Below are 21637 nucleotides of genomic sequence, written 5' to 3' on the forward strand. Positions count from 1 at the left end.
AACTCCGCTTCCTCGCCTGTTTTTGCCTTGCCTGATCGCCGCTCGGCGAGTTTTCGTACAGACCCTAGTGTTTGACCAGAAACCCCAGCCCGTGTGACACCGGAATCACCTTCACCCCGGCCTTCTGTTGCTCGTCCTTGATCTGCCGGTGGAACGCCTTGACCCGGGTCCAGTGCATCTTCGGCCGGTAGTGATGCTCGGCGTGATAGCCGTTGTTCATCCAGATCAGGTTGTACAACCAGCTGTATGAGCTCACGCCCCAGGCGATCGGCAGGTCGGGGTTGCCGCCCAGGTGTTCGTAGTAGCCGTTGAGCGACGACAGCGACTGGCCCAGGTACCAGAACGGCAGCAACACCAGCACCGCGTGCCAGTCATAGGCCGCCAGCGCCAGGTAGAACGCCACGGTCACGGCAATCTCCACCTTGACCCAGCGCGCATCCTTGGGATGCTTGCGTTTCATCTCTTCGTAATAGGCCTTGGGGTCGTCACGAAAGAAACTCAGGAAGGTATAGGCCCAGACGTTATCCGGCTGGCCATCCTTGCCATGCAGGTAGATCGACAACGGATCGATGGTGCTGCCGTCCGGCCCCGGACGGTCGGCATTGCCGCGATGATGGCGGTTGTGGATATCGCGGTACATCGTCTGCGAGAAGCCGATGGTCACCGACAACAGCAGGTCGAACGCCCGATTCATCCAGTGCGGGGTGAAATAGGGGTTGTGGATCTGGTTGTGGGAAATGCTGTTGATGCTCCACGACAGGCTGATCGCATAGACCAGCGCAGCCGGGATGATGATCCACCACGACTGACCGTGAAAACCCAGCACCAGCCAGAGGACAAAGGAGAAATGCGCCAGCGCCATGACGATGGGCACCAGGTCCCACAATGAATAGGCGAGCAAACGATAAGCGGGTCGAGCCATGAACAGCATTCCGGAAAATTGATCTCCGGACAGGTTTAGCAAGAGCCGGACCAGTTTTCAACGCGAGCACGGGGCCATGCTCGAACAGGGTCCGGCCTCAGAACTTATAGCTGATCGCCGCCTGGACCTCGCCCTGGTTAGCGTTGCCCCGCTGTTTGACGAGGCTGCTGTCCGCCGCCGAGCCCGTCAGGCGAATCCAGCTGGCACTGGTCATAAGCGACCAGTTGCCACTCAGCGGGATGGCAAAGCTCTGGGTCAGAGCCAGGTTCTGCAGGCCGCCGCTGGGACGATAGCGACTGATCCCCGAGGCCCGGGACTCACGCCCCCCCACACCGAAGAAGGTCTTGGCCTGGCGCTCGTCGACAAAATGCGCGGTGAAATTGCTGCGACCGATAATTCCCATACCCAGCGGATAGCCCAGTTCACCGCCCAAGCGTCCCACCGCGCCACCTTGCCCGTCACCGCCACCCACGGCATTGCCCAACGAGGCGAAAAGCCGCCAGAAGTCGGCGGGCGCATATTCCACATAACCACCCACCACGCCCATGTCCGGCACATCGCGCAGGCCGCGCAACGAACCGTTGGACACCCGCCCGGGCAGGTAATTGACGAAAGGTCCGACGCTGAAGCCATTGGACTTGAACGCGCTCCAGGTCAGACCATCATCGCCGTTAAGGCTGAAATCGCCCCAGTCCAGATCCAGGTATGGCAACGGCACCACGGCGTAACGGCTGCCCGAAGGGTCATAAGGTTGATAGCCCAGCGCCACCCCCGCCTGCCCGGTAGGACCTTCATCGGCCAGGACGGCGTGGCTCCAGCCCCCCAGGGAAAGCAGGCCGGCAAGCAGCAATGAGGAAGTCAGCCGAATCATGAAAAGTGTCCTTGTCGATACATGCCTTGCGCGATCTTCAACGCGACATTTTGTAGGCAAGCACTGAAGTTGTTTGTAGGAAGCTACAAATTTTGTAGCTCCCTGTACGTAATCAGATACATGTGAGGGGTATATCCGACGAGAATACCGGATTTAAGAACTTGGCACACTCCGTGCTCTGCGCTACGGCATGCGCAGTGTGCGCTCTTACAACAGGTACAAGCAGATGATGCACTGGCATATCGTGTGTGATTTCGATGGGACCATCTCCCGCACCGACGCGATCGACAACATCCTTGAGCGTTTCGCCGACCCGAGCTGGGAAAGCATCGAGCAAGAGTGGCTGGACGGTCATATCGGTTCGCGCGAATGCCTCAGCCGCCAACTGGCACTGGTCAAGGCCTCGCCGGCTGATTTGCTGGCGTACTTCGACACCATCGATATCGACCCGGACTTCCCGGACTTCGTCGATCATGTCATGGGCCTGGGCGCCTCCATCGAAGTGGTCAGTGACGGCATCGAACAAGGCATCGCGCGAATCCTGTCGCGCAACTACGTGACCTTGCTGCCGATTCTCGCCAATCGCCTGCGCCAGGTCGACCACAATAGCTGGCGCATCGATTTCCCGTATTCCAGCGACGCCTGCCGCGCCGCTTCCGGCAACTGCAAATGCAAGTCCGCGCCCAAGGGCAAGCGCATCCTGGTGATCGGCGACGGTCAATCGGACATGTGCGTGGCCGGCACCGCCGACTTCGTCTTCGCCAAGGGCCGCCTGGCCGAGCATTGCGAACGCAACAATATTCCTTACGCGCGCTTCGACTCCTTCGCCGAGCTGCCAGCCATGCTGGCCCTGCTGCCGAACGAAATCGCGGCGAACGCCGGCACCTTCTCTATCGATCTTGAACAACAGGAACTCTTCCACCATGTCTGATATTCGTATCGCTACAGCCGAAGACCAGGTGCTTCTGGAAAAAGAAGCCAAATATTGCTCCTACGGCGATACAGTCCACTACATCGAACCACCGCGCATTTTCAGCCGCTGCGAAGGTTCCTACGTCTGGGACACCGAAGACCAGGCTTACCTCGACCTGCAAATGTGGTACTCGGCGGTCAACTTCGGCTACGCCAACCCACGTCTGAACAACGCCCTCAAGCAACAGATCGACACCCTGCCGCAGATCGCCAGCCAGTACCTGCACAAAGGCAAGATCGAACTGTCGGAAATGATCGCGGTCGACGCCAAGAAAAAATTCGGCCTCGACGGTCGCGTGCACTTCAACGTCGGCGGTTCGCAGTCCGTCGAAGACTCCCTGAAAGTCGTGCGTAACGCCAGCAACGGCAAGAGCCTGATGTTCGCCTTCGAAGGCGGCTACCACGGCCGTACCCTGGGCGCTTCCTCGATCACCTCGAGCTACCGCTACCGTCGCCGCTACGGCCACTTCGGCGAGCGCGCCCAGTTCATCCCGTTCCCGTATCACTTCCGTGGCCCGAAAGGCATGACCAAGGAAGAATACGGCAGCCACTGCGTGCAGCAGTTCGCCCGCCTGTTCGAAACCGAGTACAACGGTGTCTGGGACCCGAAAGTCGGCGCCAGCGAATACGCCGCGTTCTACGCCGAGCCGATCCAGGGCACCGGCGGCTACGTCATCCCGCCGATGAACTTCTACAAAGAGCTGAAACAGGTCCTGGACCAGCACGGCATCCTGCTGGTGGTCGACGAAATCCAGATGGGCTTCTGGCGTACCGGCAAGCTGTGGTCGATCGAACACTTCGACGTCCAGCCGGACGTGATCGTCTTCGGCAAGGCGCTGACCAACGGCCTGAACCCGCTGGGCGGCATCTGGGCCCGTGAAGAACTGATCAACCCGACGGTCTTCCCACCAGGATCCACCCACTCCACCTTCGCCTCCAACCCACTGGGTACGGCGGTAGGCCTGGAAATGTTCAAGATGACCAGCGAAGTCGACTACGGCGCCATGGTCATGGCCAAGGGCAAGTACTTCCTCGAAGGCCTGCAAGAGCTGCAGAAACGCTTCCCGATCATCGGCGACGTCGATGGCCTGGGCCTGGCCCTGCGCTGCGAAATCTGCACCACCGACGGCTTCACCCCGGACAAGGCGACCCTGGACTACATGGTCGAGGAAGGCATGAAGGGCGACATGGTGGTTGACGGTCAGAAGCTGGGCCTGATCCTCGACGTGGGCGGCTACTACAAGAACGTGATCACCCTGGCTCCGTCGCTGGAAATCAGCTACGCGGAAATCGACCTGGGCCTGAAACTGCTCGAGCAGTTGCTGAACCGGGCCATGAAGCGGTGAACATGGCAGCCATCGATCTGGGCGAAGGCGACACCGGCTTCGTCCTCGGCTCGGGTCCGGTCGGGATCTTGTTGATCCACGGCCTGACCGGCACCCCGACGGAACTCCGTCGGGTGGCCCAGGGCCTGGCCAAGAAGGGTAACTGCACGGTCTACGTGCCGACCCTGGCCGGGCACTGCGGCGGCAACGCCGACCTGCAGGCCACCGGCTGGCAGGACTGGTATGAAGGCGTACGCAAGACCTTCGTGGCGGTGAAACAACGCCACGAACAAGTTTTCGTCGGCGGCCTGTCCATGGGTGCGGTGATGTCCATGTACGTGGCCTCCGAGCATCCGGGCCAGATCGCCGGGCTGCTGATGTATTCGACGACGCTGCGCTACGACGGCTGGAGCATCCACAAGTTGGCGTTCCTGACGCCGTTGCTGATGAAGATCCCGTTCGGCGTGCACATCTGCCGTTTCGAAGAAAAGCCGCCGTACGGCATCAAGAACGAACGCCTGCGGGCCATCGTCGAGCGTCAGATGAAAGACGGCCAGAGCAGCGATGCCGGGCTGTTGACCATGGAAGGCGTCACCGTGCGCGAACTGCACCGGATGAACGCCGTGGTCATGCGGCGCATGCCGTCGATCAAGACGCCGGCCCTGGTGATTCACTCCGTCGAGGACGACATCACCAGCCCGTGGAACGCCGACTACGTCGAGCGTCACCTGGGCGGCCCGGTGACCAAGGTCATGCTCGACAACTGCTACCACATGATCACCGTCGACCTGCAATACAAGGAAGTCATCGAGCTGAGCGCCGACTACATCGAACGCCTGAGCGGCGTATCGAGCGAGCCTGAAGCGCAGCGTCGACTAGCCTAAGGAAAGACCCGTGATCAGCGCCCAAGCCTTCTCAAGCATCGAGGCTATCGACCGCAACGCCTGGAACGATTGCTTTACCGGCGTACTGGAGAATTGGGAGTACTACCTGGCGGTGGAGAAAGCCGGCATCGAAGACTTCGAATGGCGCTACCTGGCGCTGTTCGAAGACGGTCGCTTGCTGGCGGTCGCCCCCGCCTTCATTACCTCCTACAAGCTCGACACCACGGTGCAGGGCTTGGTCAAACGCTTCACCGGCTGGATCAATCGATTCCTGCCCGGTGTGCTCGAATTTCCGCTCTACGCCATCGGTTCACCCGTGGCGGAGCGCTGCACGGCCGGCACGGCCAGCCACGTACCGGCAGAACGGCGCCAGGCCTTGCTGGAACAGTTGCTGGCACTGGCCCACGATGATGCCCGGCACCTGGGTATCCGCCTGATCGCCGTCAAGGACGCGCCCAGCGACGACAACGACTGGAGCCGCAGCTGCAAGGCGGCCGGCTACCAGACCATGCCCAGCCTGCCCAGCGCCCTGCTGCCCATACCGTTCGGCTCCGTCGACGCCTACCTGGGTACCCTGGGCAAGTCCACCCGCAAGGACCTGCGCCGCAAGCTGCGGGCGCCGGGGCCGCGGATCGAATGGCGACGCAACATCGACGATGTGCTGCCACGGATCATGGAGCTGTACGAAGCGACACTGGCGCGCAGCGAACTGCAATTCGAACGGCTGCCGGCGGGTTACTTCACCAACGTGCTCGAACACATGGACGAACGCGCGGCCTGTGTCCTGTACTGGGTGGATGACAAGCTCGTGGCATTCAACCTGGTGCTGTTCGACGGTGATCGACTGATCGACAAGTTTTTCGGTCATGAGGTGAACCAGAGCCGCGAACATAATCTCTATTTCCGTAGCTGGCTGGCCAATGTCGAGTACTGCATCAGCCACGGGATCCCCCTCTACGAATGCGGGCAGGCCGGCTACGCCAGCAAGATCCGCCTGGGGTGCAGCTTCGAAGGCAACAACATGTTTTTCCACCATCGCAACTGGCTGATCAACAATATCCTGAGAGGGGTTAAATTGTTGGTTCGCCCGGATCGATTCGACCCTGCCATGTCTGCTGCGATAAGCGAAACCTGATGACCAATACGCCAGAACGCCGTCGTAAACGACGCCCCTTCTCGATCTCGCGCTGGAGCGTACAACGCAAATTGTTGCTGGCGTTCTGGCTGGTCAGCGTGGTGCCGACCATGATCGCCGCGGAACTGGCGGCCACCACCCTGTCACAGATCTTCGACAGCAACGTGCGCATCTGGTTGCAGGAGTCGACCAAGGTCGTCAAGGATGAAATCAGCGAGATCAAGCGCTCGAATGCCCGTGTCGCGCAGTTGTTCCTGCTCTACACCCGTCCGCCGAGCTCACGTTGGGCCGCCAAGCATGACAAATTGACCGCCGACATCGCCGACGCCATGGGCATCGACCTGGTGGCGCTGGTACGCAGCCAGGATCACAAGGTGGTGTTCACCACCCAGCCCGATGACATCGTCTCGCAGATCAGCACCGCGCCCAATGCCGTGCTGCAGACCATCCAGATCGCGGGCGTGACCACCGGCGTGGTGGTTTCGACCTTCGACACCACCCAGGACGGCGTCGACTACCAGATGGTGATCGCGACCTACCTGGACAGCAGCTTCCTGAACAGTGTCGCCGACGTGCATTCCCTGGACCTGCGCCTCTACCTAGCCAACTCTCAGGGGGCCAACCCCCAGGGCTTTGCCGAAATTTTCTCCACCCAGCGCTTCGAAGATCGCCCCGGCAACATGCCGGAGAGCATCGCCGAAACCCTGCGCGAAACCCGCCAGCCCAGCGAGCTGTTCACCAACCGCTACAGCGGCTTGTACTGGCCGATATTCAACGACACCGGCGACCTGCAAGGCGTGATTTTCAGTGGCTTGCTGCGTCATAGCAGCCTGGTGGGCCTGGTCAACCAGAGCAACCTGTTCATCCTGATCTTCCTGCTGGGTTCGGCCCTGTCGCTGAGTGTCGGCTGGCTGGTCTCGCGGCGCCTGACCCTGCCCTTGCGCGGTCTGGCCGAAGGCGTTGGCGCGGTGATCTCCGGCGACTACAGCAAGCGCATCCCGGTCATCGGCAGCGACGAGCTGGCGGAACTGAGCCATACCTTCAACCACATGACCGAGCGCCTGAGCGAGCTGCATCACCTCGAAGCCCAACTGCGCCGCCGCGACCGCCTGCACGCCCTGGGCGAAGTCGCCATGGGCCTGGCCCACGAAATACGCAACCCGCTGGGCATCATCAAGACCGCCACCCAGTTGCTGCACCGTCGGGCCAACCTGCCGGAAACCGACAAGCGGCACCTGGAATACGTGATCAGCGAGGTCTCGCGGATCAACGACCTGATCACCGAATTCCTCGATTTCGCCAAGCCCAGCGCACCGATTCGCGCCCTCTACCCGGCACGCGAGCTGGCCGAGGAGATCCTCGGTTTCTGCGCCCCGGAACTGGCGACCCACAACATCGACGCGCAAATCGACGACCAGGCGCCAGGCGCAACCCTGTATGCCGACTCCCGGCAGTTGAAACAGGCCTGCCTGAACCTGATCCTCAATGCCATCGACGCCATGCCCAAGGGCGGGCGCCTGACCCTCGGCATTGCCAAGGATGCGCAATACACCATCATCAGCGTTTCCGACACGGGCCAAGGCATCGAGGCGGACATGATCGAACGCATCTTCACGCCGTTCGTCACCACCAAGGCCTCCGGCACCGGCCTGGGCCTGGCGAAGGTCTACTCGATCATGGAAAACCATGACGGGCGTATCGAGTGCATCAGCGAAAAGGATGCCGGCGCGACCTTCAACCTGTACATTCCGGCCCATGACGGCGACCTGGACCAAGAGGATGAGGAAGAAGAAGATGACGCATAACGTCCTGGTGGTCGATGACGAGCCCAAGCTCTGCGACCTGCTGAGCTCTGCGCTGAGCCAGAACGATATTCGGGTCTTCACCGCCGGCAATGGCCTGGAGGCCCTGGCGGTGCTGGAACAGGAAGACATCGACCTGGTCATCAGCGACTGGCGCATGCCCGGCATGGACGGGCCGCAGTTGCTGGCGGAGGTCAAGCTGCGTTTCCCGCAGCTGCCGGTCATCGTGATGACCGCCTACAGCACCGTGAAGAATGCCGTGCAATCGATGCGCAATGGCGCTTTCGACTATATCGCCAAGCCATTCGATATCGACGAGCTGGACATCACCGTCAACAAGGCCCTGCAATTTCGCGACATCCTGCGGGACAACGCGCGCATGCGTGCCGAACTCGACGAGCACCAGCAGATCGACAGCCTGGTGGGCGACAGCCCGACCTTCCGGCGGGTCCTGCAAGCCGTGGACTCGGTGCGCGAGAGCAACGCCACCATCCTGCTGACCGGCGAAAGCGGCACCGGCAAGGAAATGGTCGCCCGGGCTATCCACAAGCACGGCAACCGCGCCGACATGCCCTTTGTCGCGGTCAACTGCGCGGCGATTCCCGAAGGCTTGCTGGAAAGCGAGATGTTCGGCCATCGCAAGGGGGCCTTTACCGGCGCCGTATCGGACCGTGTCGGGCGCTTCCTGCAAGCCGACAAGGGCACGCTGTTCCTCGATGAAATCGGCGACATGCCGCTGGCGCTGCAGGCCAAGATCCTCCGTGCGCTGCAGGAGCGGATCATCGAGCCGGTGGGCGATCCGCGCGAGCGCAAGGTCGACGTGCGGGTGATTGCCGCGACCAACAAGAACCTGCTGCAAGCCGTGGCCGACAAGGAGTTTCGCGAAGACCTGTATTACCGCCTGAATGTCTTCCCGATTCCCCTGCCCGCCCTGCGTGAACGGGTCGAGGACATCGCGCCGCTGGCCCGGCATTTCGCCCATACCCTGGGCGCCACCGCCGGCAAGCGCATCGACGGCTTCAGCCCGGCGGCCTTGCAGGCGATGCTCAACTACCCGTGGCCGGGCAATATCCGCGAACTGCAGAACTGTGTGGAACGGGCGACCATCGTCGCGACCGGCAACGAGATCGAAGAGACGGACTTGCCGGCCTATCTGTTCGAATCGGCAGCGCCGCGCGACAACGCCGGCGCACTGCCCGGCATCGCCCCCGGCCTGCCGAAGGACCTCGATGCGGCCCTGGCAGAGGTAGAGAAAGCCTATATCCTCGCCGCCCTGCAGGAAAGCAATGGCGTGCAGGCGGCCGCGGCACAGTTGATCGGGATTTCCGAACGCAGCTTCTGGTACCGCCTCAAGAAGCTGGCGATCCACGTCGACAAGATCATCCGCTGACCGCGATCTGGAAAACACCGCGACCTTGTAGGAGCCGGCTTGCTGGCGATGAACGATAACGCGGTGTACCTGATACACCGCGTCGCCTGAATCGCCAGCAAGCCGGCTCCTACAGTTGAGCCCAGCGACTGACATCCCCCTGATGCAAACGCAGGTACGGCAGCACCGCCGCCAGCAACGGCGCCTTGAACGCCTCCTGGAACCGATGGGCCAGCCCCGGGATCAACACCAGTTGACTGCCCTGGATATGCGCCGCCAGGTGCACGCCGTGCATCACCGGCAATAACGGATCGGCCGTGCCATGGACCACCAGGGTCGGCACCCGCAGCTGATTGAGCATCGGCACGCGGCTCGGCTCGGCGAGAATCGCCATGATCTGGCGCTTGACCCCCTCCGGGTTGAAGGCGCGGTCATAGGCCACCGCCGCCTGGTGCAACAACTTGCTGCGGTCGTCGCGCACCTCGGGGCTGCCCAGGGCGGCCAGCAGGTCCGCCTGCTGCTCGATCGCCACCTCGCGGTTCGGTGCACTGCGCCGGGACAGCAACTGCACCAGCGCCGCATTCGGCGCCGGCAACCCCTCGGCACCGGAACTGGTCATCACCAGGGTCAGGCTCTCGACCCGCTGCGGCGCCATCGCCGCCAGGTGCTGGGCGATCATCCCGCCCATGCTGGCGCCGAGCACATGGAACTGCTGGATCTGCAACGCATCCATCAGGCCCAGGGCATCGCCGGCCATATCGGTCAGGGTATAAGGCGCCGCCACCGGCAGGCCGAGCTTGTAGCGCAGCACTTCGAAGGTCAGGTTGGCGCTGGCCGGCGCCTGGCGCCAGGTGGACAGGCCGACATCGCGGTTGTCATAGCGGATCACCCGGAAACCCTGCTGGCAGAGCGCAACCACCACCTCGTCCGGCCAGTGGATCAACTGCCCGCCCAGGCCCATCACCAGCAACAGGGCCGGATCCGAGGCACGCCCGATGCTCTGGTAAGCCAGGCTGACGTTATCCAGGTCGACCCGTTCGGTCGGAACATTGACATCACATCTCGAAGCCGCAAAAGACGGCAGGCCGAACAGCAGTGCGACCAGGAAAATAACTACACGCATGAAAACACCGAAACGCAGAACCCCATTGAGGCGCGAGTTTGATGTTATTTGTTCGTTGGCGCTGCCACAGTTCCATGACAGTTTGATGAAGAATGCCTGTAGGAGCTGGCTTGCCAGCGATGGCGGCCGATCAGACGCCGCAGAACCCAGCGACCCGACAGCGCTCCTGTCGACAGCCAGGGCAACATGAGACAAACTCATGCCCTTCTCGCCAATCACAAAGTTCACTCATGGAGCCCCTGGTGCTGGAAATCCGTCACTTGAAAACCCTGCACGCCCTGCGCGAGGCCGACAGCCTGGTGGAAGCCGCCGAGCGCCTGCACCTGACCCAGTCGGCCCTGTCCCACCAGTTCAAGGAACTGGAAGAGCGCATGGGCATGCCGTTGTTCGTGCGCAAGACCAAGCCGGTACGTTTCACCAGCGCCGGGCTGCGCCTGCTGCAACTGGCGGACGCCACCCTGCCGCTGCTGCGCGCGGCGGAGCGGGATATCGCGCGCCTGGCCGGCGGCACCGCGGGCCGCCTGCACATGGCGATCGAATGCCACAGTTGCTTCCAGTGGCTGATGCCGACCATCGACCAGTTCCGCGATGCCTGGCCGGAAGTCGAGCTGGACCTGGCCTCGGGGTTTTCTTTCGCCCCGCTGCCGGCCCTGGCCCGTGGCGACCTGGACCTGGTGGTCACCTCCGACCCGGTGGAGCTGGTGGGCATCACCTACGTGCCACTGTTCACCTACGAGGCCATGCTGGCGGTGGCGAACCAGCATGTGCTGGCCAACAAGCCTTACATCGTGCCCGAGGACCTGCTCAAGGAGACCCTGATCACCTACCCGGTCGAACGGGACCGGCTGGACATCTTCACCCGTTTCCTGGAGCCGGCGGACATCGAGCCGGCGCAAGTGCGCACGTCCGAGCTGACGGTGATGATGATGCAACTGGTGGCCAGCGGTCGCGGCGTGTGCGGCATGCCGCACTGGGCGCTGCACGAATACAGCTCGCGGGGTTACGTCAAGGCCAAGCGGCTGGGGGAGAAAGGCCTGTTCGCCACCCTGTATGCGGCGATCCGCGCCGACATGCTGGATGCGCCGTACATGCGAGACTTCCTGCTGACGGCCAAGGACACCTCGTTCTCGACGCTCGACGGGGTCAGCGCGGTGCGCTGAAGCCCCTGATGTGGGAGCGGAGCTTGCCCGCGAAGCTTTTGGCGATCTCAACGGCCTCTTCGCGGGCAAGCTCCGCTCCCACACAAGCTCTGTTCCCCAGGCTCTACTGGAATCGGGAAGGTGCTATTGGGCCTGCTCCAACAACGCCACATCCTCCGGCACCTTGACGAACACACTGTACTTGCCGCCTTCCATGGCCTCGAAGGCAATCAGCTTCTCCACCAGCGGCGCACTGAGCACCTTGCCGGCGTTGAGCAGCAGCATGCCGTTGTCGGCGTTGAGGTTGCGTGCCAGGATCATGCCCGCCGCCAGTTCGCGGGTGCCCAGGACCTGGACCGTCGGGTCGCCCAGGGTCACGTCGCTCAGGTATTCGGAGCAGACCTTGATGAAGTCCTCCACCAAGTCCGGGTCATAGAGCTTGCCGGAATACTTGCGAATGAAGACCAGGGCCTCGTCGCTGTTCATCTGCCGCTCGAGAATCAGGCCGTGTTGCAACTCGATGAAGTCCACCGCCAGTTTCAACACCCGCGATCCCAGGGGAATCGCCTCGCCCCTGAGATGATCGGGAAACCCCGTGCCATCCCAGCGCTCCTGATGATGCAGGATCAGGCGGGCCGCATCCTGCATCGGCTCCAGCGTCATCAACAGCGACTCGCTCTGCTTCGGATACCCTCGGTAACGCTCGCGATCGGTGTGGTGCAGCAGGTCGGCCGGCGCCCCCATCATGCTGTCGGTCCAGCTCATCTTGCCGATGTTGTGCAGGGCCGCGGCCATGGCCAGGTCGCGACTGGCCGCTTCATCCATGACATGGGTCTTGCAGTAGACCTTGACCAGATCGATGATCGCCCGGTTGGTCTGCTTGTCCTTGGGCAGGCGCCACTCGACCATCCGCGAAAACACCTCGGCGGTGACGGCATAGCTGCGCTTGAGTTCCTCGTAGGCCAGGTCGAGCATGTCGGCGGTCTGCTGGACTTCGCTGGTGCGCGAGATCACGCGCTTTTCCAGGGTGGCGTTGAGTGCCTGCAACTGCCGGTTCTGCTCCCTGACCAACACCTGCAGGCGCTGGCGTTCACGTTCCGAATGCTGGAAGGCCAGGCCCTGGGTGATGGTCAGCAGCAGCTCTTCATCGTTCCAGGGCTTGCTGATGTAACGGTAGATCCGCCCCTGGTTGATCGCCTTGACGATCATGTCCATGTCGGCGTAACCGGTCAGCAGGATCCGCAGGCAGTTCGGATACAGCTCATGAATGCGCGCCAGCAGGGTGGCACCGTCCATGTTCGGCATGCGCGCATCGCTGATCACCAGGTCGATGGACTGGCTGGCCATGATCTCCAGGGCCCGGGCGCCGCTGTCGGCCAGGAACAGTTCGTAACCCTGGCTACGCAGCAAACGACGCAGGCTGTTGAGAATCGATTCTTCATCGTCGACCAGCAAGACACGGGGTTTGATCACGACATCAACTGTGGATTCATCCATGGAGCACCTCATGTCTGCGTGGGGCTTCAATCCAGGGACCCTTGGCTGGCCCGACGGTCCCTGTCATTTTTTGCTAAGGGTAGATGTTCAACCATCAATTGGCATCATCTTTATCAGCAAATCCGTGTCAGTCGATCTATGCTGCAAGCAATCTAGTGCGCAACGGCAGCGTGGTTATCAGGAAGGGATGTCCGCATGAGCTCAGTACATTTCGCCGTCAGCCTGATCGGAGTCCTGCCATGAGCAGCCCGGTCGCCCGCATCAACCGCCGCATCCTGATCATCGACGACACCCCGTCGATCCACGAAGACTTCCGCAAGATTCTCTGCCCCGACGGGGTCGAAGACGACTTGCAGTCGGCCGAGCAGGCCTTGTTCGGCGACACCCTCACGCGCCAGGTAGAACGTTTCGACCTCGACTCGGCGTTCCAGGGCCAGGAAGGCCTGGCCAAGGTCGAACAGGCCCTGTTGCAGGGGCAACCCTACGCCATGGCCTTTATCGACATGCGCATGCCGCCGGGCTGGGACGGCCTGCAAACCCTCGAACGACTCTGGCAAGCCGACCCCAAGCTGCAAGTCGCGCTGTGCACCGCCTATTCCGACTACTCCCTGGATGAGATGAACGATCGGATCGAGATGGGTGACCGCCTGCTGATCCTGAAGAAACCCTTCGACGCCATCGAGATCCGCCAGCTGGCCAGCGCCCTGACCGTCAAATGGCAGATGACCGAAGACGCCGCGCTGAAAATGGAGCAACTCGAACAGGCCGTCGAGGAGCGCACCCGCGAGTTGTCCGACGCCAATATCATCGTGCAGAACAGCCCGACCCTGCTCTATCGCCTGCGCGGCGAGCCGTCGTTCCCGCTGATGTACATCTCCCACAACATCACCAAGTTCGGGCATGTGGCCAAGGACCTGCTGGCCTCCCCCGACTGGGCCGCGGAACTGATCCACCCTGACGACCAGGACAAGGTCGACCAGGCCATGGCCAAGGTCCTGGACAAGGATGCCGAAGGCGCCTCGATCGAATTTCGCCTGCGCACCGGCGACGGCCACTGGCGCTGGGTGGAAAACCGCTACGTACCGGTGCGCGACCCGGAAGGGCGCCTACTGGAAGTCGAAGGCATCATCATCGACGTCACCGAACACAAGCTGGCCGAAGAGAAAATCGCCCTGCTCGCCCGTACCGACGGGCTCACCGGGCTGGCCAACCGCTCGACCATGATCGAGCGCCTGCACCAGAGCTTCGCCGCCGCCCGGCGCGGGGCCTCGCCGTTCGCGGTGTTCTACCTGGACCTGGATCACTTCAAGCACATCAACGACAGCCTCGGACACCCGGTGGGCGACCTGCTGCTCCAGGAAGTCTCCCGGCGCATCAGGGGCTGCACCCGGGAGCACGATGTGGTGGCGCGCCTGGGCGGCGACGAGTTCGCCGTGCTGCAGGCGGAAATGATCGACCCGACGTACTCCAGCGCCCTGGCGAGCAGGATCCGCGACGCGCTGGTGGAGCCTTACAGCCTGGGCGGCAACGAGGTACGGATTTCCGTCAGCATCGGCATCAGCACCTATGCCCCGGACAGCGAAAGCGCCGACACCATGCTGGTCCAGGCCGACATGGCGCTCTATCGCTCCAAGGAAAACGGCCGCAACCAGTACCACTTCCACTCCGACGAGATCAACCAGGAAGTCATCGACCGGATCGCCCTGACCCAGGACCTGAGAAAGGCCATCGAACAGGACGAACTGGAGCTTCACTACCTGCCGGAAGTCGACCTGGGCACCGGCAGGATCCTCGGGATGGAGGCCCTGCTACGCTGGAACCACCCCGAGCGCGGCACACTCGACGCCGACCTGTTCATTCCCGCCGCGGAAAAGACCGGGACCATCGTCGCCCTGGGGCACTGGGTGCTGGACCACGCCTGCCGGCAGATGCGCCAATGGCGTAACGAAGGCATGGCCCCGCCGGTGATCGCGATCAACCTGTCGCTGGCCCAGCTCAAAAGTGGCAACGAGCTGGTTCGCGACGTGGTCGAGACCATGGCCAAATGGGAGCTTTCGCCCTCGGACCTGCAGTTCGACGTCACCGAAGCGACCCTGGCCCAGACCAAATGGACCCAGAACGACGTACTGCCCAGGCTGCGCGAACTCGGCGTGAAGATCGCCATCGACGATTTCGGCACCGACTACTCCTCCTTCGACTACCTCAAGACCTACCGCGTCAACCACTTGAAACTAGCCCAATCGTTCATCAGCGACGCCACCCAGGACCGGGAAAGCGCCACCACCCTGCGGGCGATCATCAACTTTGCCCGGGAAGTGGGCATCGGCATCATCGCCGAAGGCGTGGAAACCCATGAACAACGCCATTCGTTGATGGCCACCGGCTCACCGATGACCGCCCAGGGCTATTACTTCAGCGAGGCCGTCGACAGCCATCGCGCCACCGAACTGCTGCACGCCGGCCATATCGACCCTCCCCCATTGGCCACGCCAGGGAGTCGCCCATGAACAGCGCAGTCAGCGCCGCCAACCGGCGCATCCTGATCATCGACGATACCGCCTCGATTCATCAGGACTTTCGCAAGATCCTCGGGCCCGAGCAGGAGGACGAACTGAGCCTGGACACCACCGAACACCTGTTGTTCGGTACCACCCGCCCCGAACGGCTGAGCTTCGAGATCGACTCGGCCTACCAGGGGCAAGAGGCGCTGGAGCTGGTCAAGCTGGCCCTGGCCGCCGAGCGTCCCTATGCCATGGCCTTCCTCGACATGCGCATGCCGCCAGGCTGGGACGGCCTGGAAACCATCGAGCAACTGTGGGCCGTCGACCCGGAACTGCAGATCGCCCTGTGCACCGCCTACTCGGATTACTCCTGGGAGTCCATGGACGAGCGCATCGCCTTCGGCGACCAGATGCTGATCCTGAAAAAGCCCTTCGACGCGCTGGAGATCCGCCAGATGGCCAGCGCCCTGACCTGGAAGTGGCAACTGGCAAGGGACATCGCCTCGAGGATGGCCAGCCTGGAGCGAACCATCGAGGAGCGCGTCCAGGAACTGCTGCAGGTCTCCCGGCTGCTGCAATTCGATGTGCTCACCGAACTGCCCAACAGCACCCTGCTCGGCGACCGCCTGAGCCAGGCCATCGCCCTGGCCAAACGTCACGACGAACAGGTGGCCGTGATGTTCATCGGACTGGATCGTTTCAAGCGCATCAACAATGCCCTGGGCTACCCGGCGGGCGATGAAATGCTCAAGCACGTGGCCGATTGCCTGGTAGGAGCATTGCGCCAATCGGACTCGGTGTTTCGTTACCGCTCCGATGAGTTCGTCCTGATACTCCCCGAGTTCAACCATCCGCAACAGACCCGCGGCACCGCCGAGAAAATCCTCTCGGCCATCAATGCCCCCCGTGAAATCGCCGGGCATGACCTGCGGGTTACCGCGAGCCTGGGTATCAGTCTTTACCCTGGCGACGGCGAGGACGCGCTGACCCTGATCAAGAAAGCCGAAGCCGCCATGCGCAGCGTCAAGGAACAGGGGGCCAACGACTTCGCTTTTTACGTCGAAGACCTCAACCGCCGGGCCCGCGAGCAGCAATCCATCGAATCCGGTATTCGCATGGCCCTGGAACGTGACGAGTTCGTACTGCACTACCAGCCCAAGCTGGACCTCAAGAGCGGTGCGGTGGTCGGCGCCGAGGCCCTGATCCGCTGGCGGCACCCCGAACGCGGGCTGCTCTACCCCGCGGAGTTCGTCCCGGTAGCCGAAGACAGTGGCCTGATCGTCCCGCTGAGCCGCTGGGTGTTGCGCCAGGTGTGCCGGCAGGGCCGGGCCTGGCAGGATCAGGCTCCCGGCCCGCTGACCCTGTCGGTCAACGTCTCGGCCATGGACTTCCGCCAGCACGGTTTCCTCGACGGCATACGCCAGGTGCTGGAAGAAACCGGCATGGAACCGACCCGGCTGGAGCTGGAAATCACCGAAAGCGTATTGATGCAGAACATCGAGCACACCATTGAAACCCTGAAAGCCATCAAGGCCCTGGGCATCCGCCTGGCCATCGACGACTTCGGCACCGGTTATTCGAGCCTCAGCTACCTGCAACGGTTTCCCATCGACGTGCTGAAGATCGACCAGTCGTTCGTACGCGACCTCAATGGCGACAGCAACGATGCCGCGCTGGTGAACGCGATCATCAGCCTGGGCCGGAGCCTGAACCTGAACATCATCGCCGAAGGTGTGGAAACCCCCGATCAGTTGGCCTTCCTCAAGGCCCATGACTGCGAGGAAGGCCAGGGCTTCTACTTCAGCAAGGCGGTCGAAGCCGAGACATTCCTGCGCTTGTGGCAGGAAAGGCGGTTCGAACGACCCGCACAGGACTGATCCCTGAACCCGCCTCTTTTTGCCAAGGATATGATCATGATGCACCGCGGACTGCTGTCGTTGCTGGCGATCTCGCTCGTCTGCTGCGGGACGCTCCTCTCCACGCCCCTCGTCGCCGCACCTCTGGACGAACCGCTCAAGCCGCTGCCGGATATCCCGGTGCAGGACCCACGGAAAGTGGAACTGGGTCGCCAACTGTTCAATGAGAAGCAACTGTCGATCAATGGCACAACGTCTTGCGCCAGTTGCCATCACCTGGATCATGGCGGTGTGGACGACAAACCGTTCTCCATCGGTTTCCAGGGGGACATCCTGGGGATCAACACCCCCTCCGTGCTCAACGCGGCGCTGAACTTCAAGCAGTTCTGGAACGGTCGCGCCGAGACCCTGGAAGCGCAGATCGAGGGCGTGGTGAAAAGCCCGACGGAAATGGGCAACAACTGGCCCCACGTCGTCAACACCCTCAACCAGGCCCCGGCTTACCTGGCGGCCTTCCGCGAGGCCTATACAGACGGCGTCACCATCGACAACGTGCAGAATGCCCTGGCCACCTACGAGCGCACCCTGCTGACCCCCAACTCGCGCTTCGACCAGTACCTCAAGGGCAACACCGACATCCTCAGCCTCGACGAAAAATACGGCTACCAGCGTTTCAAGGACTACGGCTGCATCGCCTGCCACCAAGGGGTGAATATCGGCGGCAACATGTTCCAGAAGTTCGGCGTGATGGGCGACTACTTCAAGGCCCGGGGCAATCCCACCGAGGCCGACCTGGGCCGCTTCCTGGCCACCGGGGACGAAGAGGACCGCAACGTGTTCAAGGTCCCGAGCCTGCGTAACGTCGCGCTCACCGCCCCGTACTTCCACGATGCCTCGGCCAAGACCCTGGAAGACGCCGTTCATGTCATGTTCACCTACCAACTGGGACGCGTCCCTTCTGCCGAGGACGTACGCCTGATCGTGCTGTTTCTCAAGACGCTGACCGGCGAGTTGGGAGGCAAACCGCTATGAATGGGGCCAGCAGCTTCCTGAACCGGGTCCTCCTGCCGCGCCTGGCCGTCCTCCTCGCCGCGGTGCTGGGGGTTCTGTACCTCATGACCAACGCAGACGCGCCCCTGGACTATGCCCAGTCACGCGACCTGATCGGCCGGGTCAAACAACTGGATGCCCAATGGGACACCGAGATCCTCAAGGCCAGGATCGCGGTAGCGCGCAATTACGACCCGTTGGTCAAGCCTCCACAGGACATGCACAAGCTCTTGCAGACGTTCACCATCGAGCCGCCCCATCAGGCCGCCGAGGCCTGGAAGGACCGCCGGGAAACCCTGGCCCAGGCGCTCGCGGAAAAAACGCGACTGGTCGAACAGTTCAAATCCCACAACGCGATACTGCGCAACTCCCTGGCCTTCCTGCCGACGGCTGAAGACGATATCCAGCACCAACTCAACACACTACAGGACCAAGACAAACTGATGCTTCAGGACATGTCCAACGACATCTACGACCTGCTGCTCAGCACCCTGGAATTCGCCCAGACCACCACCGACGAACGTACCCACAGCATCGAGCTGGGGCTCAATGAGGTGGCGATCGACGCGCAGCGCCTGCCACCCTCGTTCAAGGAGCCGATCGAGATCCTGCTCAACCACGTCAAGCTGATCCTGCGCGAACAACCCAAGGTCAATGCACTGGTCGAAGAGATCGACGCCGTACCGGTCTCCGAAAGCCTGGACGCCATCACCGACCAATTGAACCAGGACCAGCAACAAACCGAACGCCTCAATCAGCGCCACCATTTGTACCTGCTGGTTTTCTCGGCCCTGCTGCTCGTCCTGCTGCTGTACCTCGCCAGCCGCCTGATCCGCAGTTATGCCGAAATCAACCGGGTCAACGACGCCCTGCAAGCGGCCAATTCGCATCTGGAACAGCGGGTGGAAAAGCGCACCCACGAACTGCGCGAGGCCCAGAGCGCGCTGATGGCCAATGCCCGCCAGGCCGGCATGGCGGAGATCGCCACCAACGTGCTGCACAACGTCGGCAATGTGCTCAACAGCGTGAACATCTCCGCCGAGCTGGTGGCGCGCAAGTTGCGCACCAGCAAGGCCCAGGGGTTGGCCAGGGCGGTGGCGATGATCAACGAACACCGTCACGATCTCGGCGAGTTCATTACCGTCGACGAACGTGGCAAGCTGTTGCCCGGCTACCTCAATCAACTGGCCGAGGCCATTGCGGCGGAACAACAGAGCATGAGCGATGAACTGACCCAGTTGAGCAAAAGTGTCGACCATATCAAGGACATCGTCTCGACCCAGCAATCCTACGCCGGCGTCGCGACCATGGAAGAACCGCTGCACATCCACGAATTGCTCGAAGACGCCCTGCGGATGAACGCCGGCGCCCTGACCCGACACAACGTCACCGTGGTCCGTCAATACGACGAGGTGCCCCGGGTGATGGCCGACAAACACCGCTTGCTGCTGATCCTGATCAACCTGATCAGCAACGCCAAGCAGGCCATGGCCAACCTTTCCGACCGTCCGCGCGAGATCATCCTGCAAGTCCGGGCGGTCGAGGAGGACGCCACCTTGCACATCAGCGTCAAGGACGACGGCGAAGGGATCCTGCCGGAGAACATGACGCGGATCTTTGCCCATGGCTTCACCACCCGCAAGGACGGCCATGGCTTCGGCCTGCACAGCTGCGCCCTGGCCGCGGTCGAAATGCAAGGACGCCTGACCGCCCACAGCGACGGCCCCGGGAAAGGGGCCGTCTTTACCCTCGAACTGCCCTTGAAAACCGCCGTGGGGGTTTCATGAACACACTCGCCAACCGCCGTATCCTGCTGGTGGACGACACCCCGTCGATCCACGAGGACTTTCGCAAGATTCTCACCCCTGTGGTCGACGAGTCGCCAGACCTGGACCTGATGGAGGCCGCGCTCTTCGGCAATGAAGTCAAGACCAGCAGCGTCTTGCCCTTCGAACTCGACTCCGCCTATCAGGGCCAGGAAGGCCTGCAAAAGGTCGAACAGGCCGTGGCCCGCGGACAACCCTACGCCCTGGCCTTCGTCGACATGCGCATGCCCCAGGGCTGGGACGGTGCCGAAACCATCGAACACCTGTGGCAAGTCGACCCCAACCTGCAAGTGGTGGTCTGCACCGCCTACACCGACTATTCCTGGGATGAGTTGCTGGAGCGCCTGCATGGTCACGACCGGCTGCTGATCCTGAAAAAGCCCTTCGACAATATCGAAGTCCAGCAATTGGCCAACACCCTCACCAACAAATGGGAAATGACCGAGCGCGCCAACCTGCAGATGCACCGGCTCGAAGAGTTGGTGGAACAACGGACCCAGGCCCTCAGGCAGACCAGCCTGGCCTTGCAGCATGAGATCGACGAACGCAAGCTGCTGGAAGGCCAGCTCGTCCAATCGGAAAAACTCGCCTCCCTTGGCCAACTGGCCGCCGGCGTCGCCCATGAGATCAACAACCCCATCGGTTTCATTTCCTCGAACCTGGGAACCCTGGAAGGCTATTTCGACAAGCTGCTGGAAATGCTCCAGGCCTATCAGGACGCCGAGGAAGGTATCGCCGCGCCCGAGTTGCTGGCGCGGTTGAAGGCCCTGCGCGAACGGGTCGAGCTGGACTTCCTCGAGGAGGATATTCCGCTGCTGATCAAGGAATCCAAGGAAGGCATCGGCCGGGTCGGGCAGATCGTCAAGGACCTGAAGAACTTCTCCCGGGTCGATTCGACCCTGGAGTGGCAATGGAGCAACCTGCAACAGGGCATCGAGTCGACCCTGAACATTGTCGCCAACGAGCTCAAGTACAAGGCCGATGTGGTCAAGGACTACGCCGAACTGCCGGAGATCGAGTGCCTGCCGTCACAGGTCAACCAGGTCATCATGAACCTGGTGGTCAACGCGGCCCAGGCCATGGGGCCGGAGCGCGGCACCATCACCCTGCGTGGCGGCGCCCTGGGTGAGCGGATCTGGCTGGAAGTGGCCGACACCGGTTCGGGCATGGCGCCCGAGACCGTGCAGAAGATCTTCGACCCGTTCTTCACCACCAAACCCATCGGCCAGGGCACGGGCCTCGGGTTGTCGCTGTCCTATGGCATCGTGCAGAAACATGCCGGGCAGATCACGGTGCGCAGCGAACTGGGGGTGGGCACCACGTTCAGGATCGAGTTGCCGATCCGCCAGAGCAAGGCGGCTTGAC

The 21637-nt window shown here is 62.2% G+C and carries 16 protein-coding genes; 12 read left to right on the plus strand and 4 right to left on the minus strand.

Translation table 11 applies throughout. The features are described 5' to 3' along the window. Positions 1 to 64: 64 nt before the first annotated feature. Complete coding sequence (locus UCMB321_RS21700; RefSeq protein ID WP_040070820.1) at positions 65 to 922, minus strand: fatty acid desaturase family protein; 858 nt, start codon at positions 920 to 922, stop codon at positions 65 to 67. Between the two features lie 97 nt (positions 923 to 1019). Then, a complete protein-coding gene (locus UCMB321_RS21705) occupies positions 1020 to 1793 on the minus strand; it encodes a MipA/OmpV family protein (protein ID WP_040070545.1) in 774 nt (257 codons plus the stop codon). Between the two features lie 226 nt (positions 1794 to 2019). Here UCMB321_RS21705 and UCMB321_RS21710 point away from each other — a divergent pair, with 226 nt between their 5' ends. From UCMB321_RS21710 to UCMB321_RS21735, 6 genes are read left to right on the plus strand one after another with little or no spacing between them, the layout of a single operon-like run. Beyond that, the gene (locus tag UCMB321_RS21710) at positions 2020 to 2724 is read left to right on the plus strand and encodes an HAD-IB family phosphatase (RefSeq protein ID WP_040070547.1); all 705 of its coding nucleotides are present in this window, start codon (positions 2020 to 2022) and stop codon (positions 2722 to 2724) included. After that, complete coding sequence (locus UCMB321_RS21715; RefSeq protein WP_040070549.1) at positions 2717 to 4111, plus strand: aspartate aminotransferase family protein; 1395 nt, start codon at positions 2717 to 2719, stop codon at positions 4109 to 4111. The genes UCMB321_RS21710 and UCMB321_RS21715 overlap by 8 nt, the downstream gene beginning before the upstream one ends. After that, complete coding sequence (locus tag UCMB321_RS21720; protein WP_209437196.1) at positions 4108 to 4974, plus strand: alpha/beta hydrolase; 867 nt, start codon at positions 4108 to 4110, stop codon at positions 4972 to 4974. Before UCMB321_RS21715 ends, UCMB321_RS21720 begins: the two co-directional genes overlap by 4 nt. Positions 4975 to 4984: 10 nt before the next feature. Further along, positions 4985 to 6109: a GNAT family N-acetyltransferase gene (locus tag UCMB321_RS21725; RefSeq protein WP_040070551.1), complete on the plus strand. Its 1125-nt coding sequence runs from the start codon at positions 4985 to 4987 to the stop codon at positions 6107 to 6109. Beyond that, positions 6109 to 7914 (plus strand): sensor histidine kinase, encoded by a 1806-nt coding sequence (locus UCMB321_RS21730; protein WP_040070552.1) that lies wholly within the window; start codon positions 6109 to 6111, stop codon positions 7912 to 7914. Before UCMB321_RS21725 ends, UCMB321_RS21730 begins: the two co-directional genes overlap by 1 nt. Then, positions 7904 to 9301, plus strand: coding sequence for a sigma-54-dependent transcriptional regulator (locus UCMB321_RS21735; RefSeq protein WP_040070553.1), 1398 nt, complete (start codon positions 7904 to 7906; stop codon positions 9299 to 9301). Before UCMB321_RS21730 ends, UCMB321_RS21735 begins: the two co-directional genes overlap by 11 nt. 109 nt (positions 9302 to 9410) lie before the next feature. Here UCMB321_RS21735 and UCMB321_RS21740 read toward each other — a convergent pair whose 3' ends face one another. Next, positions 9411 to 10403 carry an alpha/beta fold hydrolase gene (locus tag UCMB321_RS21740; protein WP_040070554.1) on the minus strand — a complete coding sequence of 331 codons (993 nt, stop codon included), beginning with the start codon at positions 10401 to 10403 and terminating at the stop codon, positions 9411 to 9413. Positions 10404 to 10645: 242 nt separating this feature from the next. Between UCMB321_RS21740 and metR the strand changes: the two genes are divergently transcribed. Further along, positions 10646 to 11563: a transcriptional regulator MetR gene (gene metR, locus UCMB321_RS21745; protein WP_040070821.1), complete on the plus strand. Its 918-nt coding sequence runs from the start codon at positions 10646 to 10648 to the stop codon at positions 11561 to 11563. A 123-nt stretch (positions 11564 to 11686) separates the two neighbouring features. On the opposite strand, the gene nosR is transcribed toward metR, so the two are convergent. Further along, positions 11687 to 13039 (minus strand): response regulator c-di-GMP phosphodiesterase, NosR family, encoded by a 1353-nt coding sequence (gene nosR, locus UCMB321_RS21750; RefSeq protein WP_040070555.1) that lies wholly within the window; start codon positions 13037 to 13039, stop codon positions 11687 to 11689. 239 nt (positions 13040 to 13278) lie between these two features. Here nosR and UCMB321_RS21755 point away from each other — a divergent pair, with 239 nt between their 5' ends. The 5 genes from UCMB321_RS21755 to UCMB321_RS21775 are packed head-to-tail and all read left to right on the plus strand — an operon-like array spanning position 13279 to position 21636. Beyond that, on the plus strand, positions 13279 to 15546 hold the full coding sequence (locus UCMB321_RS21755; protein ID WP_040070556.1) for a putative bifunctional diguanylate cyclase/phosphodiesterase: 2268 nt from the start codon (positions 13279 to 13281) through the stop codon (positions 15544 to 15546). Then, positions 15543 to 17417 carry a putative bifunctional diguanylate cyclase/phosphodiesterase gene (locus tag UCMB321_RS21760; protein ID WP_040070557.1) on the plus strand — a complete coding sequence of 625 codons (1875 nt, stop codon included), beginning with the start codon at positions 15543 to 15545 and terminating at the stop codon, positions 17415 to 17417. Before UCMB321_RS21755 ends, UCMB321_RS21760 begins: the two co-directional genes overlap by 4 nt. Positions 17418 to 17456: 39 nt before the next feature. Continuing rightward, positions 17457 to 18428 carry a cytochrome-c peroxidase gene (locus UCMB321_RS21765; RefSeq protein WP_425338602.1) on the plus strand — a complete coding sequence of 324 codons (972 nt, stop codon included), beginning with the start codon at positions 17457 to 17459 and terminating at the stop codon, positions 18426 to 18428. Continuing rightward, positions 18425 to 20233: a DAHL domain-containing protein gene (locus UCMB321_RS21770; RefSeq protein ID WP_040070558.1), complete on the plus strand. Its 1809-nt coding sequence runs from the start codon at positions 18425 to 18427 to the stop codon at positions 20231 to 20233. Before UCMB321_RS21765 ends, UCMB321_RS21770 begins: the two co-directional genes overlap by 4 nt. Then, positions 20230 to 21636 (plus strand): ATP-binding protein, encoded by a 1407-nt coding sequence (locus UCMB321_RS21775; protein WP_040070559.1) that lies wholly within the window; start codon positions 20230 to 20232, stop codon positions 21634 to 21636. The genes UCMB321_RS21770 and UCMB321_RS21775 overlap by 4 nt, the downstream gene beginning before the upstream one ends. The last annotated feature ends 1 nt before the right edge of the window (position 21637 follow it).

This window comes from Pseudomonas batumici (assembly GCF_000820515.1).
GTDB classification, from domain to species: domain Bacteria; phylum Pseudomonadota; class Gammaproteobacteria; order Pseudomonadales; family Pseudomonadaceae; genus Aquipseudomonas; species Aquipseudomonas batumici.

What these genes read in the sequence shown, in the direction of transcription:
- UCMB321_RS21760 (WP_040070557.1), top strand. Translation starts at nt 15,543, where the DNA reads ATGAACAGCGCAGTCAGCGCCGCCAACCGGCGCATCCTGATCATCGAC.
- UCMB321_RS21770 (WP_040070558.1), top strand. Translation starts at nt 18,425, where the DNA reads ATGAATGGGGCCAGCAGCTTCCTGAACCGGGTCCTCCTGCCGCGCCTG.
- UCMB321_RS21775 (WP_040070559.1), top strand. Translation starts at nt 20,230, where the DNA reads ATGAACACACTCGCCAACCGCCGTATCCTGCTGGTGGACGACACCCCG.
- UCMB321_RS21700 (WP_040070820.1), bottom strand. Translation starts at nt 922, where the DNA reads ATGGCTCGACCCGCTTATCGTTTGCTCGCCTATTCATTGTGGGACCTG.
- UCMB321_RS21765 (WP_425338602.1), top strand. Translation starts at nt 17,457, where the DNA reads ATGCACCGCGGACTGCTGTCGTTGCTGGCGATCTCGCTCGTCTGCTGC.
- UCMB321_RS21730 (WP_040070552.1), top strand. Translation starts at nt 6,109, where the DNA reads ATGACCAATACGCCAGAACGCCGTCGTAAACGACGCCCCTTCTCGATC.
- nosR (WP_040070555.1), bottom strand. Translation starts at nt 13,039, where the DNA reads ATGGATGAATCCACAGTTGATGTCGTGATCAAACCCCGTGTCTTGCTG.
- UCMB321_RS21740 (WP_040070554.1), bottom strand. Translation starts at nt 10,403, where the DNA reads ATGCGTGTAGTTATTTTCCTGGTCGCACTGCTGTTCGGCCTGCCGTCT.
- UCMB321_RS21735 (WP_040070553.1), top strand. Translation starts at nt 7,904, where the DNA reads ATGACGCATAACGTCCTGGTGGTCGATGACGAGCCCAAGCTCTGCGAC.
- UCMB321_RS21705 (WP_040070545.1), bottom strand. Translation starts at nt 1,793, where the DNA reads ATGATTCGGCTGACTTCCTCATTGCTGCTTGCCGGCCTGCTTTCCCTG.
- UCMB321_RS21755 (WP_040070556.1), top strand. Translation starts at nt 13,279, where the DNA reads ATGAGCAGCCCGGTCGCCCGCATCAACCGCCGCATCCTGATCATCGAC.
- UCMB321_RS21715 (WP_040070549.1), top strand. Translation starts at nt 2,717, where the DNA reads ATGTCTGATATTCGTATCGCTACAGCCGAAGACCAGGTGCTTCTGGAA.
- UCMB321_RS21710 (WP_040070547.1), top strand. Translation starts at nt 2,020, where the DNA reads ATGATGCACTGGCATATCGTGTGTGATTTCGATGGGACCATCTCCCGC.